Genomic DNA, 17,093 nt, shown 5'->3' with positions numbered 1-17,093 from the left:
GGCAGTCCATCCTGTGGCCGTTGATAACGAATTCAGGATGTGTGGTCCAGGTCACTGGCGATAGTTCCTCTGGGATCGACTGTAGGACCCAGGTCACAGGCCGAGGGGAAACTTCCCGTTGAACGGGACACAGGCATGCCTGGCTTAGTCAGTGGCAGACAACCAGGGCCGGGATCCGTAGGGCCGACGCTCAGCACCCATGGTCCGTGACAGGCCACGGCCAGCGGCCACCAGCACCGGAAGAATCAGCCCGGCGTCCTCGTCAACGGAGGGCACGACGACGGAAATCGCACCTATGACCGCATGGCCCTGGCCGAATACGGGAACGGAGTAGGCGGTGTTCTCCTCCACAAGGACGCCGACCAACCGGGCGTAGCCGCGCTCCCGGATCAGCGCGAGGTTGGCCCTGACTCTTGCAGGATCTGTTTCCGTAGCCGGAGTGGTCTTCTCCAACGCCCCGGCCAAGAATCGGTCCTGCACCCAGCCCGGCATGTGCGCCATCATGGCCATCCCGGAGGATGTGGTGTGGATGTCCAGTCGGCCCGCCACCTCGGCCAGGTTCATGACCGTTCCATGCCGGTCCAGACGCTCCAGGTAGAGCACGCTGTTGTTCTCCACGTCAGGTATGGACAACGCCACATGCTCCCGGACGGCCGCATGAACGCCTTCAAAAACGGCAAACCCCGACGGCGGAACTCCTCCAAGGGGTTGCTGCGGGAGGCCAGCTCCCACATCTTCATGCCGACCCCAAACTCCCCTGAAGCATTACGTTCCAGGAGTCCACTGGAGGCCAAGTCCATGGCCAGCCGATGCACGGTACTGCTGGACATCCCGGTAATCCGGACCAGCTCCTTGAGTGGAAGCCACGGTTGGCCCTTGGAGAACGCATCCATGATTTTCACAACACGCTCAATGACGGACTCCCCCGACGCTGAGTTAGCCATGATGCCTCCCGTTAGCTTCCCGGCAATCCGGCCACCCCGGACGTCCCGGACGTGAACCCAATATAGCCTTGCACTTGACCTTGAAAATGTGGGAGGCAACGTGGAACTGCGGCAAATTGAGGCCTTCCTGGCGGTGGCCGAGGAACTTCACTTCGGCCGCGCGGCGGAGCGGCTCCGGATGGCGCAGTCACCACTGAGCCAAACCATCAAAAAGCTCGAAAAGGACTTGGGGTCGGCGCTGTTCGAACGCAACACCAGGTCTGTCACGCTAACGGCAGCGGGGCATTCACTGCTTCCGCACGCCCGGAAAATCCTCGACGAAGTGGACTTGGCCCGCCGTGCAGTGAACGCCGGAACCGGGACCGTTTACGGCAAGCTTGCCATTGGCTTTTCCGGGGCGTTGAACCACACCACGCTTCCCCCTCTGGCGCGCGCTCTTCGCCAGCATTACCCGCAACTGGAGGTGACATTGCATGGCGGGCTGCTGACCCAGGAAGCACTCCATCAGTTGGGCAACAACGTGTTGGATCTGGCCTTCATCGGCCTCCCCATCGACTCGCCGTCGTTAGCCACCCGCCGGATTGCCACGGAGCGTCTGGGGGTCACAGTTCCCGCGGACCATCCGCTGGCCGGGCAGACGTCGGTAGAGATGGCCGAACTCGCAGGCGACCCCTTCATCACCATGCCTGCCGCTCAAGGGTCCACACTCCGGGACGTCACTTTCGCAGCCTGCGCCGCTGCTGGATTCCGGCCCCGCATCAGCCAGGAAGTGGCCGATCCGTACACAGCACTTTCCTTGGTAGCAGGCGGCGTGGGAATCAGCCTGATGCCCGAATCCATCCAAGGAATCATGCCGGCGGGCACCGTCTTCCTCACCTTGGCAGGGGAGGATGTCCTGCTGTTTTCAGGTCTCGCGTGGAACCCGGCAGCAACGTCGCCGGCCATCCGTGCAGCCCTGCGGTTGGCCGAAGAAGTGCTCCCCACCCCGGCACCCTGATCACTATGTGTTTTTCGCACATAGTGAGAGAGCAACTAAGTATTGGACAAGAGCTAATAGTTTGCCCAGCATTGAGGAAAGCCCCCACTCACTCAATGAAGAGGACACCCTCATGGCCACTTTCGCCGTTACCTACGCTTACTCCCCCACAACATCCGCCAGCCGGGATACGGTCCGTCCGTCTCATGTCGAGTTCCTCAAAGCCCAGTTCGACGGCGGTCGCCTCCTGAAGAGCGGACCCTTCGGTCCCGAGGAAACTCCCGGCGCATTGCTGATCATTTCCGGCGATTCCAAGGCCGACGTCGAAGCCCTCATGGACCAGGATCCATTCCAGCTCGCCGGGCTCATCCAGGAACGCACCGTGCGCCAGTGGAACATCTTCTTTGGCGCTGACACCGTGGTGCAGGACGCTCAGCCCGCGGGCCACGCTACGGGCCAGGTCTGAGGTCCGGGAATGCTCTCCGCAGTCACCGTCTCCCAGGAAACCATTGAATTCCGGGACTCCCCAGAGCCCACCCTCCAATCAGGCCACGCCCTTGTCCGGGTCCACAACGTCACTCTGTGCGGCACCGACCTCCATATCTGGGAAGACGACTACCCCACAGATTTGCCGCTCATCCAAGGTCACGAATTCTCCGGGATCGTGGAGGCCTTGACGCCCGGCGAGGTCTCGAACGACGACGCTGCCATCGCCATCGGCGATCGCGTGGCCGTCAATCCCATCATCTACTGCGGCAAGTGCCGCCCATGCCTGACGGGCCGCTACAACGTCTGCCACAACGTAGGCTGCCTGGGATGCTACTCGGACGGAGCGCTCACTGAACTGATCAGCGTCCCACTGGACAAGCTCTGCCCGGTGCCGGACGAGCTCCCGTTGGATATCGCTGCCATGGGAGAACCAGCATCCATCGCCATGCAGGCAGTCAACCGGGGCCGGCCTGAGGCCGGGGAAACCGCGCTGGTGCTGGGCAGTGGTCCCATCGGCTTATTGGCCACCCTGTATCTGACAGAGTTGGGAGTCACCGTGGTCTGCGCTGATACCGAGCAGCACCGTCTGGATCTCGCCGTCGAGTTCGGCGCCACGGACACTTTGTTGGTGTCCCCGGGGAGCGATTTCCCGGACGCACATCAGGGACCTCGGTTGGATGCACTCACCGATGGCTACGGGCCCCAGCTGGTCATCGAGGCCACAGGCGTCCCTTCGTCTTTGGAGAACGCCATCAGGCTTGTGGCAAGTGCCGGGAGAATCGTCCAAGTAGGCATTTCGCCCAGACAGGCCAACGTGTCCATGAAGGACATCCCTTATAAGGAACTGGACATCATGGGAAGCCGCATGAGCCTCAACCTCATCCCTGACGGTCTGGCCCTCCTGGCCAGACACCCAAAGCAGGCCAGGGCCCTCATGACCCACCGCTTCGCCTTCGCGGACTTGGAACAGGCATACCGCCTGATGCAGGGACGCACGGAAAAGATCGGCAAAATCCTCATCGAGATGCCAGCAGGAACCACCGCATGAGCACCCCCATCCTCACCGCACCCGAGCAACTCAACGCAAGCTACGACGTCGTCATCATGGGCAGTGGCGCCGCCGGGCTGGTGGCTGCCGTCCGCTCGGCCGACGCCGGCCTCAGCGTCCTGGTTGTGGAAAAGGCTGACCTGCTGGGAGGCACCACGGCGGCTGGGGGTGGCGTGATGTGGGCGCCCAACAACCATCTCGCCAAGGCTGCGGGATACCAGGACAGCCATGCCGACGGCGTCGAGTACCTTTCCGAGGCGGCCGGGCACGTGATGACGGCCGAGGAGATCGAATGGTACGTGTCCACTGCGCCGCGGGCCGTGGAATTCCTCAACCGGAACACGAAGGTTTCCATGGTTCCGATCGCCCGTCCGGATTACCACATGGAGTGGAAGGGATCCGCAGATGGGGGCCGGGGCCTGGATAACAACGCGTTCGATCCCCAGGATTATCCAGGCCTTTCGGAACTGATCCGGCCGTCCTCCTATTTCCCGCTGCTCACTATGACCGAGCGCGATGAACTCAATGGCCGTGCGGCCGATCCGGCGCTCCTGTCGCGCCGGGCCTCCTCAGGGATCCGGACCATGGGCGGTGCACTGGTGGGCAGCCTTGTGGCGAGCGCTTTGGATCGTGGTGTTCACATCGTTGCCTCCAGTCCTGTGGAGGACTTGTCGCCGTCCGGCACCGGATGGAACGTGCGTCTCGGCGGCGGCGCCGGAGCGCACGTGGCCGCGACCGCCGTCGTACTCGCCTCCGGAGGGTTCGAATGGAACCCGCGGCTCCGCAGCGCCTTCCTGCCGTATCCGATGACGCCCATCAGCGCACCGTCCAACGAGGGCGACGGGTTGGAACTGGGACTTAAAGCCGGAGCGGCTGTGGAGGACATGTCCGCTGTGTGGGGCGTTCCTGTCATATCGACGGCGGCGCATCAGTACGATGGGCAGCGTTCCGGCCGAATGGGGAACGTCGAGATGACACTCCCGGGGTCCATCACCGTGAACAGCGACGGCAAGCGTTTCGTTAACGAAGCCCTCAACTATCACGATGCCAGCCGGGTTTTCGCGTCCATCAACCCGCACACCGGACGGCAGCAGAACAACCCCGCCTGGCTGGTGTTCGACTCCACCTATCAGGCCAAGTACCCCGTGGCGGGCTCCACTCCGGGCTTGGCAGCCGAGTGGATGGTGTCTGCGCCGAGCCTTGAATTGTTGGCACTGGATCTGGGCATCAACCCGGCCGGGCTGGACGCTACGGTTGCCCGGTTCAACGCTGACGCTGCCCTTGGGGTGGACACGGAGTTCGGACGCGGCGCCACCCCGCAGGACCGATTCCTGGGCGACGCCGGCAACACTCCCAACCCCTGCCTTGCGCCTCTACTTGCGGCACCGTTCTACGCCGTTCCCATCCACGCCGGGGTATTGGGCACTTCCGGCGGGCTTGCCACGGACGCCAACGGGCGAGTGCTCGACCATCGGCAATCGCCCATTCCGGGGCTCTACGCGGCAGGCAACGTCTCGGCCGGCGTGTTCCGAAACAATTACCCCGGCGGGGGCGCCACACTGGGCTCGGCGATCACGCGTGCCTTTGCTGTTGGGGAGGACCTGGCGGCCCGGCTCACGTAGCCGCATCTTAGGGGACACCTACGTTTTGGGGGACGAACGCTCGACGGCGACTACCGCCGTCGAGCGTTGGGCGTTGCGAGGCCCGCTCTGCGCCCTATTTCGTGCGCAAGGGGCGTAAAGCAGGCCCCACAACAAACACCCCCCACGTTGCCAGGCCCACTCTGCGCCCTATTTCGTGCGCGAAGGGCGCAAAGCAGGCCCCACAACAAACACCCCCACGTTGCCAGGCCCACTCTGCGCCCAACTTCGTGCGCGAAGGGCGCAAAGCAGGCCCCACAACGCACGGGCTAGCGGGCGTAGCGCTCCGCGAAGTTCCTGAGCACCCGCATCGGCTCCGTCACGGATGATTGGCGCGCCGACTGGATGAGCTCGTCGGCCGTGTGAGGCGGGAAGTAGCCAGCGTTCTTGTAGATGTCGATGCGCGTGATCAGCCCGTCGGCGTCGAGTTCGGGGTGGAACTGCGTGGCGTAAAGGTTGTTCTTGATCCGGAACATGTGCACCGGGCAGGCAGCTGAACTAGCTAACAGCACGGCGTGTGCAGGGAGTTTGCTGCACGCTTCCTTGTGCCCAACGAACGCCTCAAAAGAGCGGGAGACTCCGTGAAGTATGGGATCGCGTTCTCCCTCCGCCGTTAAAGTGATCTCCGTGGCTCCAACGGGCTCCCCGAACCGACGATCAATCACAGCGCCCTGGTGCACGCCCAAGGTACCAACGCCGTAGCAGGCACCCAGGAACGGGAAGTCATCGGCCACGATTCGGTCCAGTAACGATGAAAGTTCGGCCTCAACCCGGATCTGGTCTGCGCTCTTCTCCTCCACAGGATCGCTGGAGGTGTACGGGCTGCCGCCGACGATCACACCGGAATAGTCGGACAGTTCAAGGGCCGGCAAAGGCCCGGATTCCAGCCGAATGCGGACCAGTTCTTCCGGTTTCAGGCCACAGTACCGGAGGTAGGCCTGGTACTCGTCATCGGCTGCGGCGTCTTCGGCTCGGGTGGCCAGCAAGAGAAAGGGCTTCACAGGCCCAGTCTGCGCGAGGAATGACTGACGGACAAAGTGTGTTGCTAACCGGAGGGGGTTTCTGACAGAGACTCCCTCGCATCGCCGTGGCTGCATAACGTTGTAGGGACCCCTATGAACTAACCCTTTATTCATTCCAGAGGAGCAATCTTTGAAGCAGGACCCCGTGGTCGTCGGAACGCCATCAGCCGAGGCGTCGCGTGCTGCAACGCAGCAACCGAAGAAGATCCCGTGGGGCGGGCTGTTGGTCTTGGCGGCTGCTGGTTTCACTGCTGTCACTACCGAGCTCCTGCCGTCGGGTCTGCTCCCCCAAATCAGCCGTGATCTGGGAGTGGACGAATCGGCCGTGGGTTCTCTGACTGCCGTGTACGCAGCGATCATCGTCTTTACTGCCCTGCCTCTATCCCGGTTCCTCGCTGGACGGTTTCCCCGCAAGACGCTGCTGATAGCCACCGTGCTGGCGTTTGCCCTCAGTAACGTCCTCCTGGCCTTCAGCCCGACACTGGGTTGGGCTATCGGAGCGAGGCTCCTTGGCGGCATAGCCCACGGCATGTTGTGGTCAAGCATGGCCCCGTATGTTGCCCGCATTGTGCCCGCCCATTCAGTAGGCAAGGCCATGGCTGTGGTGTTCAGCGGCAACAGCATCGCGCTGGCCGTGGGTGCTCCCATCGGAACGCTCATGGGTTCACTTATGACGTGGCGTGCCTCGTTCCTGGTGTTGGCCGGGGTGGGCGTCCTGCTGGCCGTATTGGCTTTCTGGCTCCTCCCCGGCGCCCACGACCAAGCCAGCCAGAAAACCCCTTCCCTCCGGGCGGCCATGAAGCTGCCCGGCGTGGTCGCAATCGCCATCGCATGGCCACTCTTGTTGCTGGCCCATTTCACGCTGTTCACCTACGTTGCGCCCTTCCTCCTCGCATCAGGACTGCCGGAGTCCGCCACCAGCATCTCGCTGTCCGTGGTGGGAATTGCCAGCTTGGTGGGCATCTGGATTGCCGGCATGACCGCTGACTCCCGCCCGCGCACCTCGGTGATTGCCGCCGTCGTACTCTTGACGCTGGCGTTCGCCCTGCTTCCCGCGCTGGGCGGCACCTGGGTGGGCGCGTTCGGGTTGATGACGCTCTGGGGCATCGCTTTCGGCGCCGTGGGTATCTATAATCAGGCCGCGATTCTCCGTGCCGGTGGTGAGCACAAGGATGCTGCCAACGGCCTCACCGTGGTGACCATTCAGCTGGGTATCGCCGTTGGGGCTGTCTATGGCGCCTTCGCCCTCACCTCGGTGGGGGCACAGTTGGTGCCTCTGGCCGCGGCCCTGCCCACGGCTATCGCCTTGGTGATCATCATCGCCAGCCGTCGCGGAGGCTACCCCGCCGGACCCCGGGAGAAGCGCCGTTAACATTTCCGAAACATGCCAGTGACGTGATCTTCACGAACGGGGTATTTCTGTAACTTAGCTGCAACTTAGCTCTTCTGAGTCGGAAACATAGCTCACCGAATATTGATCGGGGGGTTGGACTCAACGAGAAGGGAACGCAGGTGGAGATCTCTGCGCAACACGTCTGGATGATGTTGTCGGCGGCAATGGTGCTGTTCATGACCCCCGGCCTCGGCCTTTTTTACGGTGGCATGACCCGCGCCAAGGCAGCGCTCAACATGATCATGATGAGCTTCATCTCTGCGGGCATCGTCGGCGTGGTGTGGGTTCTGTGGGGATACTCGATGACCACTGGCGACGGCTTCCTCGGCCTGTTCGGCAACCCCTTCGCACACTTCGGCCTGCAGGATCTGATCGGCTCGCCCGATCTCATCAAGGCAGGCTTCGCTGCCACGTTCGCCATCATCACAGTGGCCCTGATCAGCGGAGCAATTGCCGACCGCGCCAAGTTCGGAGCCTGGGCACTGTTCGTACCGATCTGGATCACCGTGGTCTACTGCCCGCTGGCCTACATGATCTGGGGCGGCGGCCTCATGAGCGCCGGCGGTGCCGTGACGCAAATCTTCGGCCAAGTCATCGACTTCGCCGGTGGCGCAGTGGTTGAGGTCAGCTCCGGAACCGCCGCTTTCGTCCTCGCATTGATCGTGGGAAAGCGACACGGATTCGCCAAAGACCCCAACCACCGCCCGCACAACGTGCCGTTCATCATGATCGGCGCGGCCATTCTCTGGTTCGGCTGGTTCGGATTCAACGGCGGCGCAGCAACCACCGCCGAGCAAGCCGGCCTCATCTGGATCAACACCCTGGTCACACCGGCAGCAGCAATGCTCAGCTGGCTCATTGTAGAAAAAGTCCGTCACGGTCACCCGACATCGCTGGGTGCGGCGTCCGGCGTCGTGGCCGGCCTGGTGGCCATCACGCCTTCCTGCGCCAACATCAGTCCGCTTGCCGCACTGGGCCTTGGCCTGGTTGCCGGCGCCGCCTGCGCCGTGTTCGTGGACCTGAAGTACAAGTTCGGGTTCGACGACTCCCTGGACGTGGTGGGCGTGCACTTCGGTGCGGGCGTCATCGGCACCCTCTCCCTGGGCTTCATCGCGTTCCCCACCGAGGGCACGGCCGGCGGCCTCTTCTACGGCGGCGGCCCGCAGCAGCTGATTGCCCAAACAGTTGCCGTACTGATCACCATCGTCCTGTCCGGTTTGGGCACACTGGTGATCGGCCGGATCATCCACAAGACCATCGGATTCCGGGTTCCCCTGGAGCACGAAGTCACCGGCGTGGACCTCACCCAGCACGCAGAGTCCGCGTACGAGTTTGGCCTCACCGCCCACGGCCACTTCCGCCAGCAGCAAGCTCACCTCTCAGCCCTGATCGCCCGGAAACCGGCTCCAGCTGCCCCGGAGGCCAAGGAAGACAGCTTCGCTTAAAGTCCTCACACACAGAACAGCAGCCGACGGCGGAACTCAGGTTTCGCCGTCGGCTGCCGTTGTGTGCCCCTCACCCGGGGCCGTTCCAGAGTCGCTGCCACCACGTTCGTTTGCCGGGCGGGTCAGGCTCCGGCTCGGGTGGGGCTGCTGCGGCCCTGCGCTCCCGCCACCTTACAATTTCAGCCTCCACGTCGCGGAGCTTAGTGATCACTGGCGGGCCGCCTTGTAATTGCCGCCGCGCCTCCACCACGCGTTTGTTGAAGTCCTCCAGCAGATCCCGGACTTGTTTCTCGGTGTATTGCAGGTCCACCTTGGCGTCGAGTTCCGAGTCCTCAATCCGCAGTAAGATGGCGGGCGGCCCGATGCCGCTGAGCCGTTCACGCTGGATGAGCCCCTTGACCCACCAGTCGGGGTCGTAGTGCTCCCCCAAACCGGGGATTGGTTTGCCGGCGTACTTCAGGTTGTCGAACTTGCCCTGGTTCATGGCATCGCGGATGAGGTATTCAACCCGTGCAGCGTCATCCACCTTGCGGCGTTTCTCGCGTTCTTCGGCATCCGCGGCCTCAAGCTCTGCGTCTTCCTCGGCATTCCCGCCCCAAGACCGTACTGCCCGCAGTTCCGCGCCCCGCTCGAGCTTCCGTCTGAAGGCGTTGTTCTCGGCATTCACGTTCCCCGCCACCTCCTCACACGGCAGCCCTCGCCTGCCGGAAATCGTGGTCTCTGAGTCCAGTATTGCGCACGCTGTGGGTGGCCCGGGCCTCCACCACCCACATTAAAACTGAAACAGCCCCGACACGCCGCCGAAGCGGAGTGTCGGGGCTGTTGTCCTCCCAAAGTGGGTGGATGGGGCCAGTCTGGGGCACGTGGAGCTACGCGCGAACCGCCATGCTCGGGTCCAGTTGCTCGATGCCCTCCGGCGTCACCAGGACAACCCGGGCCGTGCAAATGTCGTAGAACAAGCCAGTGGCCTCAAGTTGACCGGACGCCAAGGCAGGCCCGGTGACCGGGTGTTCTTCCAGCTTCCGGAGTTGGAGGGCCACGTTCACCATGCTCAATTGGTCCAGCCGGCTGTAACCCTCAGCCGCTGCAGCAATCGCTACAGGGTGGCCGGTCATCAGGGCAGAGTAGCTCGGCCGGGCGTGCTCCAGCCACGTATCAAAGCCTTTGCCCATGGCCGGCGCAGCCCCCTCAGCATCGGCAATGACAGCTTTCATCGCACCGCAGTTGGAGTGCCCACAGACCACAATCGAGTCCACGGACAAGCCCTTGACGGCGAAGGACAGGGCAGAGTCGATCGAAGCATCGCTGCCGTCATTGCACACCACGTTGCCAATGTTCCGGAGTGTGAGGAGGTCGCCGGGCCCGCTGCTGGTGATCAGGTTGGGATTGACTCTGGAGTCCACACAGGCAACAAAGAGCGTGTCCGGATTCTGCCCTTCGGTGAGGTCCTGAACCAGGGGCCGGACCTTGTCTGCGTGCCGCCGGTGATACTTATCGATGCCCAGGAGGATTGACCGCAGCGGCAGCCGCCCGCCGTCGTCGTGAGCTGGGGTGACACCGGCAGGCAACCAGGACGTACGGGGCGGCAGCGGGAATTCGCGCGGGTCTTGGCGCTGCGGGGTGTTGTCCGCGGCGTCGCTGAATGCAGTGGTTCCGTGCTCTTCGAGGATCACGGAGGCGCCGGTGTTGCGCTGCTGCTTCTGCCAAGCGACCAGTGCTTCGCGGAAGGCGTGGTCAAGGTAGTCGGCGTTGAGTTCCACCACCACATCCTGGCCTTCTGGCACGGAATGGAGGACGCGGTTGAGCCGGGGCAGCGCGAAGAAGCTGCAGGAGCCGGCGATGGTCACGCGCCACGGCAGTGCTTCTGCAGAGGGAGCGTGCGCATGGATCTGTGCCCGGAGCACGCGCCACAGGACGCAGAGGGCGGCCAGTGCGAGGCCGATAATGACGCCTTCAAGGAGGTTGAGGGCCACCACGCAGACCAGGGTGACGCTGTAGACGAGGAGGTCTCCCGTGCGGAGGCTGGTGCGGATGTCCGCGACTTTGATGAGCTTGGCGCCGATCACCAGCAGGAGCCCGGCGAGCACGGACAACGGAATCAGTTGGATGAGTCCGGCGAAGAGGGCCGAAAACACCAGAACCCACACGCCGTGCAGGATTGCGGAGGTACGGCTCTTCGCTCCGGCTTCTACGTTGGTGGCACTACGGACAATCACACCGGTGACGGGCAGCCCGCCGAGCATGCCGGAAACGACGTTCGCGGAGCCTTGGCCCACGAGTTCCCGGTTGAGGTTGGTGCGCGAGCCGCCCATTTTGTCTACGGCGACGGCTGACAGGAGCGACTCAATGCTGGCGATCAGTGCCACCGTGATGACGGCCATGGCCGCGGCTCGCCAGTTTCCGTCGGGCAGGCTTGGGAGGGCGATGGCGTCGAAGATGGAGCCGCTGAAGCTGATGCGCTCCACGCTTGGCGCAACCGCAACTGACAGCGCCGTCACGGCGACGACGGCGGCAAGCGGCCCGGGGATCTTCCGGACTGCGGCGGGGAGGAACTTCCACGTCAGCAGAATCGCGACGACGGCCACGCCCAGCAACGCCGAGTGCAGCTCGACGTTGGTGATGGCTGCGGGGAGCGCTGTGAGGTTTTCGATGGCAGATCCAGCGGCCTGACCGCCAAGAAGTACGTGGAGTTGCTGCAGGATGATGGTGATGCCGATGCCCGCGAGCATCGCCTTGACTACCACCGGCGAGACTGCCAGCGCAGCACGCCCGATGCGGCTGACACCCATGAGGAGCTGCACGACGCCGGCAGCAGCGGTGATTGCGCATGTCACCTGCCAGCCGAACTCGTCTACCAGACCGGCAACGACGACGGTCAGACCGGCGGCTGGGCCGCTCACCTGCAGTGGGGAGCCGCCCAGGCTGCCTGCAACAATGCCGCCGACGGCTGCGGCAATGAGGCCCGCCATGATCGGAGCACCTGAGGCGGCGGCGATGCCGAGGGAAAGCGGGAGTGCTACGAGGAAGACGACGAGCGATGCGGGTAGGTCTGCTCCCAGGTTGCTCAGGAGGCTGGTCTTACGGGCCTTGGGGCCTGGCGGGCTGTGTGAGTCGGCGGGAACGGTGGCGGATTCGTTGGACTGCGGCATGGGAACTCCTAGCTCTGGACTGCTGACCTTTCCAAGCTACGGAACTTGTCACCGTTAATGACAACAAGATGTGACAAGCGTGACAAAAGCTGTGAAGATGCGCTTCATGTTGGGACCAATGGGAACTTTGGCGGGGGTTGAGCGCGTTGGGGGTCCGAAGCTTTGGCCGCTGGATGAAACATTGGGACCCGGATCACATTCAATGCGTGGGCGGCTGTAAACTTCGCTGGTTGAAGCGATAGTCGCTCATCGAATTTATTGGGGGTTGAGCCTTGGCTGCTCGGGGTATATCCAGGTCTTTTGTCGGTGCCGCGGGGAGGCGTCTTGCTGCCGGGCTTCTTGTGCTGCTCACGGCGGCGAGCATCCTGGTCGGAGTGGGAGCCGGGTCGGCGCAGGCTGACATTCTGACTGACCAAAAGTTCAAAGGCAGCATGCCTATAGACGAAGTGTTGAATGCCAAGACCAACAAGATCTACGTAACGAACTACACCGCCAAGTCGGTGATGGTCGTTGATGGAAACACCATGACCTCGAAATCGATCGCCGTTACCGAATTTCCCGAGGAAATTGCCGTCAATGAAATTACCAACAAGATTTACGTCTCCCATGCTGGCAGCAAAGTGGTCACAGTAATCGACGGCGCATCTGAAGTGACGACGACCATCGCTCTCGCGGCACGCCCATCGGTTCTCGCCGTCAACAGCACAACCAACAAGATCTACGTTAGCCACAGGGGCGCAGGACTCTCAGTTATCGACGGGTCCACTCGGACAGCTACTCTTTTGCCTTCGCCCTTGGCTGTTGAATCAATGGCCGTTGATGAGACAGCGAACCGGATCTTTGTCACGGATTGGGTCGGTAAGAAGACTGCGGTTCTCGACGGAGCTAACCACACTTTCAGCACCATTGACCTTGGATGTGTCGCCCAGTCCATGGTCTTGAATAGCGCTGCCCAAAAGATTTTCTTTGCCTGCCCGGCCGCCAAGGCATTTGCGGTTCTCGATGGACAAACCAATGCTGTGACTGTTGCTCCAACTGGAACAGATGCGCGTCCCGGGGTCATGGCCATCAACCGCAAAGCCAACATGGTCTATGCCTCAGATGAAGGCGGCCAGTACCTGACGGCGCTCGACGGTGCCACCCTGAAAGTTACTAATACCCCGGTGGACGACACCAATTATCAGAGCATGGCAGTCAACGAAACCACCAATAAGGTCTATGCATCTGATCTTTACAACTACCGTGTAACGGTATTTGATTCGCAGGCAAACCTGCTGGGTGATGTCAGGGACTTCAATAATCCGGCTGACCTGGCCGTGAACGAGGCCACGAACAAGATCTATGTCCTCGACTCAGGTGCCGCTGAAATCCGGATCATTGACGGGAAGAACGTTGCGCCGGTCTTCACCTCCGGTAACCCGCCAAACGCAGGGACTGTCGGGGGCCGGTACCAGCACTACATCACGGCTAGCGGCTCGCTGGTACCCCAGTTCAAGGTTGCAAGCGGCTCATTACCGCCCGGCCTCACTCTGCAATCACTAAATCCTGGCGGGGTGCTAACCGGCGTTCCCACCACACCAGGCACTTACACGTTCCGCGTCGCGTCCACTAATGGCTACGGTTCAGATGCGATCAGCGCACTCCTGACCATCACGATCAAAGCGGCTAGCGTGGGGCACGACTTCAACGGAGACCGAAAGCCCGATGTCCTTTCCCGCGATGGAAACGGGAACTTGTGGCTTTACCCCGGTCAGGGCAACGGTGGCTGGCTTCCGCGGATTCAGGTTGGCCAAGGCTGGAACGTGATGACGTCCATGGTTGCCCCCGGAGACTTCAATGGGGACGGCAATGCCGACGTTCTGGCGCGTGATGGCGGCGGCGCACTCTGGCTTTACCCAGGCAACGGCGGAGGCGGTTGGTTTGCTCGAGTCCAAGTGGGACAGGGATGGAATTCGATGAGCGCTGTCACAGCAGTCGGAGACCTCGACCTTGACGGAAGTGCCGACTTGGTAGCCAGGGACGCGGACAGCTACCTCTGGCTCTATCGAGGGAACGGAAAAGGTGGCTGGCTTCCGCCGAGCCGGATGGGGAACGGGTGGCAGGTATTGACTGCGATGATGGGGCCCGGCGATTTCACCAAGGACGGCGTTCCCGATCTTCTGGCTACTGACGGCCCCGGAGCATTGCAGGAATACAGAGGTCACCAGACACGGTATGAGTGGGGAGTGCATTCGTACTTCACCGGCCCCACCACCGTAGGCAACGGCTGGAACGCCATGACATCAATCATCGGCCCCGGCGACTTCAACGGCGACGGCAACGTGGACCTCCTGGCCCGTGACGCAGGCGGAGCCCTCTGGCTCTACCCCAGCAACGGCCAGGGAGGCTGGCTCCCCCGCGGCCTGGTCGGCTCCGGCTGGAACGCCATGAACCTGATCATCTAGCGCACCACGAAACAAAGCAAAGCGGACGACGGCGGGAACCTCCCGCCGTCGTCCGTTTGCTTTCCGCACACATAACCTAAGGTTCCTTAGTTTAGGCTTGGCATCATGAGCTATTCCGAAGCCCAGCCCGTCCGCATCAGTTCCGAACCTGCGCAGCTGCAAGCCTTGGAGCCTGTGCTCGAAAAAGTGCGGGCAGCAGTGGGCGACGTGCCGACTTTGCTGACCCTGGCCGAGGACATCGGCCGGACCGCCCCAAAGCCCGGAGAAGGAAACACCGCCAAGCTATGGGAACTGTTGGCCTCCGTGACAGCCGTGGACGTCGCGGCCGGACGAGTCCTCGAACCGCACCTCGACGCTCTCGCGATCCTCGCCCAGGCCGGAGTCGAAGCCGGGGCTGACGGCGAACACGAAGGAACATGGGGAGTCTTCGCAGCGGAAGGCCCCGGAACAAAGCTCGAGGCCAAGCGAACCGCAAACGGCAGCTACGTCCTCAACGGATCCAAGCCGTGGTGCTCACTGGCCGCGCAGCTGGACGGCGCCGTCATCACCGCCCACACGGAAGACAACACCAGAGCGGCCTTCGCCGTTGACTTAAAGCACCAAGGCGTGACAGCGGAGACACCTGCGTGGACCAGTCGCGGCCTGCAGGAAATCCCCAGCGGAACAGTCCACTTTGACCAAGTGGAAGCACGGCCCGTCAACCACGGAAACTGGTATTTCCAGCGCCCGGGTTTCGCTTGGGGCGGCATGGGTGTGGCTGCGTGTTGGTTAGGCGGAGCCGTCGCGGTAGCGCGAGACTACACGGATGCGTTGACCAAGGCCGCAGCCAACGGCCGCGAACCGGACCAGATTGCGCTGGCTTCCCTGGGCGAGATCGACCGTATCCTTGCCACCACCACGAGCCACCTCGCCCAGGCAGCGGAACGAATCGACGCCGGTGATTTGGAAGGCTCAGATCCCGACGGACCAAGCCCCTGGCCCGAAGCCCTCCGTATCCGCGGAACTGTTGCCACCGCCGTCGAGCGTGTCCAAACCTTGGTGACGCAGAACCTGGGCCCCGGCCCGCTGGCTTTCGACGAAGCTTATGGCAAGCGCATGGCGGACCTGTCGCTGTACATCAGGCAGCATCACGCCATGCGGGACGACGCCCAGTTGGGCGCCCTGGCTCTGAAAGGGGACCGCAGTTGGTAGCTTTCTCGCACACAGACACCGGCACGTCGGAGTCGGAATGGGCTGCCAGCGGGGTTGCTGCCTTGCCCGAACTGCCCCTGAGCGCAGACGAACTGGCTGACATGACGTTCGTAGTTCTCGCGGCCCACCCGGACGACGAAACACTGGGTGCAGGCGGTTTCCTTGCCAAACTTCATGAAGCCGGAGCTGCAGTGGAGGTTCTGCTGTGCACCGCCGGCGAAGCTTCGCATCCTGACTCGCAAACCACGACGCCGGAACAGCTTGCCGCTGTCAGGCTCACGGAGTTCGACTCGGCAGTGTCCGGGCTGAATCCCAGCGCCACGTGGCGGTTCCTGGAACTTGCCGATGGGCAGCTCGCGGCCAGCACGGAGAGGATCGCGGACTCTCTTCGGGCAGCGGTTGCGGGAAGGCCGGCAGACAGCGTCACGATTATTGCCCCCTATCGCCATGACGGGCACACCGACCATGACACCCTTGGCAGCATCGCCGCGGAAGTCGCGGCACAGGGCGGCCATGGCCTGCTGGAGTATCCCATCTGGTACTGGTTGTGGGCTGGTCCGGATGACTCCACATGGAACTCGTGGGTGCGGGTGCCGTTAGCGGATCAGGATCAGCGCGCCAAACAACGGGCAATGGGTGCCCACCTCTCCCAAACGAAGCCGCTGTCCGATCAACCCGGAGATGAGACGCTCCTTTCAGATACGTTCCTTGAACACTTCAGAAGGCCATGGGAGGCCTTCGCTTGGCATCCTTCCACGGCCGGGAGCAACAGTGCCGCGGACGCCGAGCGGATCTTCGACGAGGTCCACTCCAGGGAGGAAGATCCCTGGAGTTACACCACCAGCTGGTACGAACGGCGCAAACGGTCACTGACCTTGGCCGCGCTGCCGGAGGAATCATATGAATCCGGGCTGGAACTGGGTTGCTCCATTGGCACTCTCAGCGAGGAACTCGCCCAGCGCTGCCAACAGTTCCTTGGAGTGGACGCCAGCAGCGCAGCCCTTGCTCAGGCAGCTAAGCGGCTCTCACGGTTCCCCTCGGCAGAGACCCGGCACCTGACCATGCCCGGCGAGTGGCCCGAGGGCACTTTCGATCTTGTGGTGCTGTCCGAGACGGGCTACTACCTTTCGCCGGATGAACTCACGGAACTCCTGGCGCGGATTGAAGCGTCCACGCGGCCCTGCGGGACCTTGGTGTTGTGCCATTGGCGGCACCCGATTTCGGGCTGGCAACTGGACGCCGAAGCGGTCCATGCCATGGCTCGTAAGAAACTCGGCTGGCCCACGCACGGCCTCTACCGTGAGAAAGACTTCATGTTGGAGATCCTTCTGGCACCTGAGAGGACGCCATAA

14 protein-coding genes are annotated in these 17,093 nt (G+C 62.7%); 9 read left to right on the top strand and 5 right to left on the bottom strand.

From position 1 onward, the window contains the following. Positions 1–144 precede the first annotated feature (144 nt). Positions 145–633 (bottom strand): IclR family transcriptional regulator domain-containing protein, encoded by a 489-nt coding sequence (locus tag EU811_RS24140; protein ID WP_238703345.1) that lies wholly within the window; start codon positions 631–633, stop codon positions 145–147. Beyond that, on the bottom strand, positions 561–944 hold the full coding sequence (locus EU811_RS24135; RefSeq protein ID WP_238703344.1) for a helix-turn-helix domain-containing protein: 384 nt from the start codon (positions 942–944) through the stop codon (positions 561–563). The genes EU811_RS24140 and EU811_RS24135 overlap by 73 nt, the downstream gene beginning before the upstream one ends. A gap of 100 nt (positions 945–1,044) precedes the next feature. On the opposite strand from EU811_RS24135, the gene EU811_RS08120 reads away from it, so the two are divergent. The 4 genes from EU811_RS08120 (at position 1,045) to EU811_RS08105 (ending at position 5,079) form a co-directional block, all read left to right on the top strand. Beyond that, complete coding sequence (locus EU811_RS08120) at positions 1,045–1,941, top strand: LysR family transcriptional regulator (RefSeq protein WP_142937976.1); 897 nt, start codon at positions 1,045–1,047, stop codon at positions 1,939–1,941. Between the two features lie 112 nt (positions 1,942–2,053). Then, on the top strand, positions 2,054–2,386 hold the full coding sequence (locus tag EU811_RS08115) for a YciI family protein (RefSeq protein ID WP_142937975.1): 333 nt from the start codon (positions 2,054–2,056) through the stop codon (positions 2,384–2,386). Between the two features lie 9 nt (positions 2,387–2,395). Next, on the top strand, positions 2,396–3,457 hold the full coding sequence (locus tag EU811_RS08110) for an alcohol dehydrogenase catalytic domain-containing protein (RefSeq protein WP_142937974.1): 1,062 nt from the start codon (positions 2,396–2,398) through the stop codon (positions 3,455–3,457). Further along, entirely contained in the window at positions 3,454–5,079 is a 1,626-nt protein-coding gene (locus EU811_RS08105) for an FAD-dependent oxidoreductase (protein WP_142937973.1), read from the top strand. Before EU811_RS08110 ends, EU811_RS08105 begins: the two co-directional genes overlap by 4 nt. A gap of 287 nt (positions 5,080–5,366) precedes the next feature. On the opposite strand, the gene EU811_RS08100 is transcribed toward EU811_RS08105, so the two are convergent. Further along, positions 5,367–6,098 carry a glutamine amidotransferase gene (locus EU811_RS08100; protein WP_142937972.1) on the bottom strand — a complete coding sequence of 244 codons (732 nt, stop codon included), beginning with the start codon at positions 6,096–6,098 and terminating at the stop codon, positions 5,367–5,369. A 166-nt stretch (positions 6,099–6,264) separates the two neighbouring features. On the opposite strand from EU811_RS08100, the gene EU811_RS08095 reads away from it, so the two are divergent. Together EU811_RS08095 and EU811_RS08090 are read left to right on the top strand one after the other, a co-directional pair. Next, complete coding sequence (locus tag EU811_RS08095; RefSeq protein WP_142938009.1) at positions 6,265–7,491, top strand: MFS transporter; 1,227 nt, start codon at positions 6,265–6,267, stop codon at positions 7,489–7,491. A 140-nt stretch (positions 7,492–7,631) separates the two neighbouring features. Next, complete coding sequence (locus EU811_RS08090) at positions 7,632–8,957, top strand: ammonium transporter (protein WP_142937971.1); 1,326 nt, start codon at positions 7,632–7,634, stop codon at positions 8,955–8,957. Between the two features lie 70 nt (positions 8,958–9,027). On the opposite strand, the gene EU811_RS08085 is transcribed toward EU811_RS08090, so the two are convergent. Both EU811_RS08085 and EU811_RS08080 read right to left on the bottom strand, forming a co-directional pair. Next, positions 9,028–9,624 (bottom strand): DnaJ family domain-containing protein, encoded by a 597-nt coding sequence (locus EU811_RS08085; RefSeq protein WP_142937970.1) that lies wholly within the window; start codon positions 9,622–9,624, stop codon positions 9,028–9,030. Between the two features lie 202 nt (positions 9,625–9,826). Continuing rightward, on the bottom strand, positions 9,827–12,106 hold the full coding sequence (locus EU811_RS08080) for a SulP family inorganic anion transporter (protein ID WP_142937969.1): 2,280 nt from the start codon (positions 12,104–12,106) through the stop codon (positions 9,827–9,829). A gap of 431 nt (positions 12,107–12,537) precedes the next feature. Here EU811_RS08080 and EU811_RS08075 point away from each other — a divergent pair, with 431 nt between their 5' ends. The 3 genes from EU811_RS08075 to EU811_RS08065 all read left to right on the top strand — a co-directional run bounded on the left by EU811_RS08075 (position 12,538) and on the right by EU811_RS08065 (position 17,093). Then, positions 12,538–14,550 (top strand): FG-GAP-like repeat-containing protein, encoded by a 2,013-nt coding sequence (locus EU811_RS08075; protein WP_142937968.1) that lies wholly within the window; start codon positions 12,538–12,540, stop codon positions 14,548–14,550. Positions 14,551–14,655: 105 nt separating this feature from the next. Beyond that, positions 14,656–15,741 carry an acyl-CoA dehydrogenase family protein gene (locus EU811_RS08070; protein ID WP_142937967.1) on the top strand — a complete coding sequence of 362 codons (1,086 nt, stop codon included), beginning with the start codon at positions 14,656–14,658 and terminating at the stop codon, positions 15,739–15,741. After that, positions 15,735–17,093 (top strand): bifunctional PIG-L family deacetylase/class I SAM-dependent methyltransferase, encoded by a 1,359-nt coding sequence (locus EU811_RS08065; RefSeq protein WP_142937966.1) that lies wholly within the window; start codon positions 15,735–15,737, stop codon positions 17,091–17,093. The genes EU811_RS08070 and EU811_RS08065 overlap by 7 nt, the downstream gene beginning before the upstream one ends.

This window comes from Arthrobacter sp. TS-15 (assembly GCF_006964045.1).
GTDB lineage: Bacteria > Actinomycetota > Actinomycetes > Actinomycetales > Micrococcaceae > Arthrobacter.
This window is presented reverse-complemented; position numbering and strand designations above follow the sequence as displayed.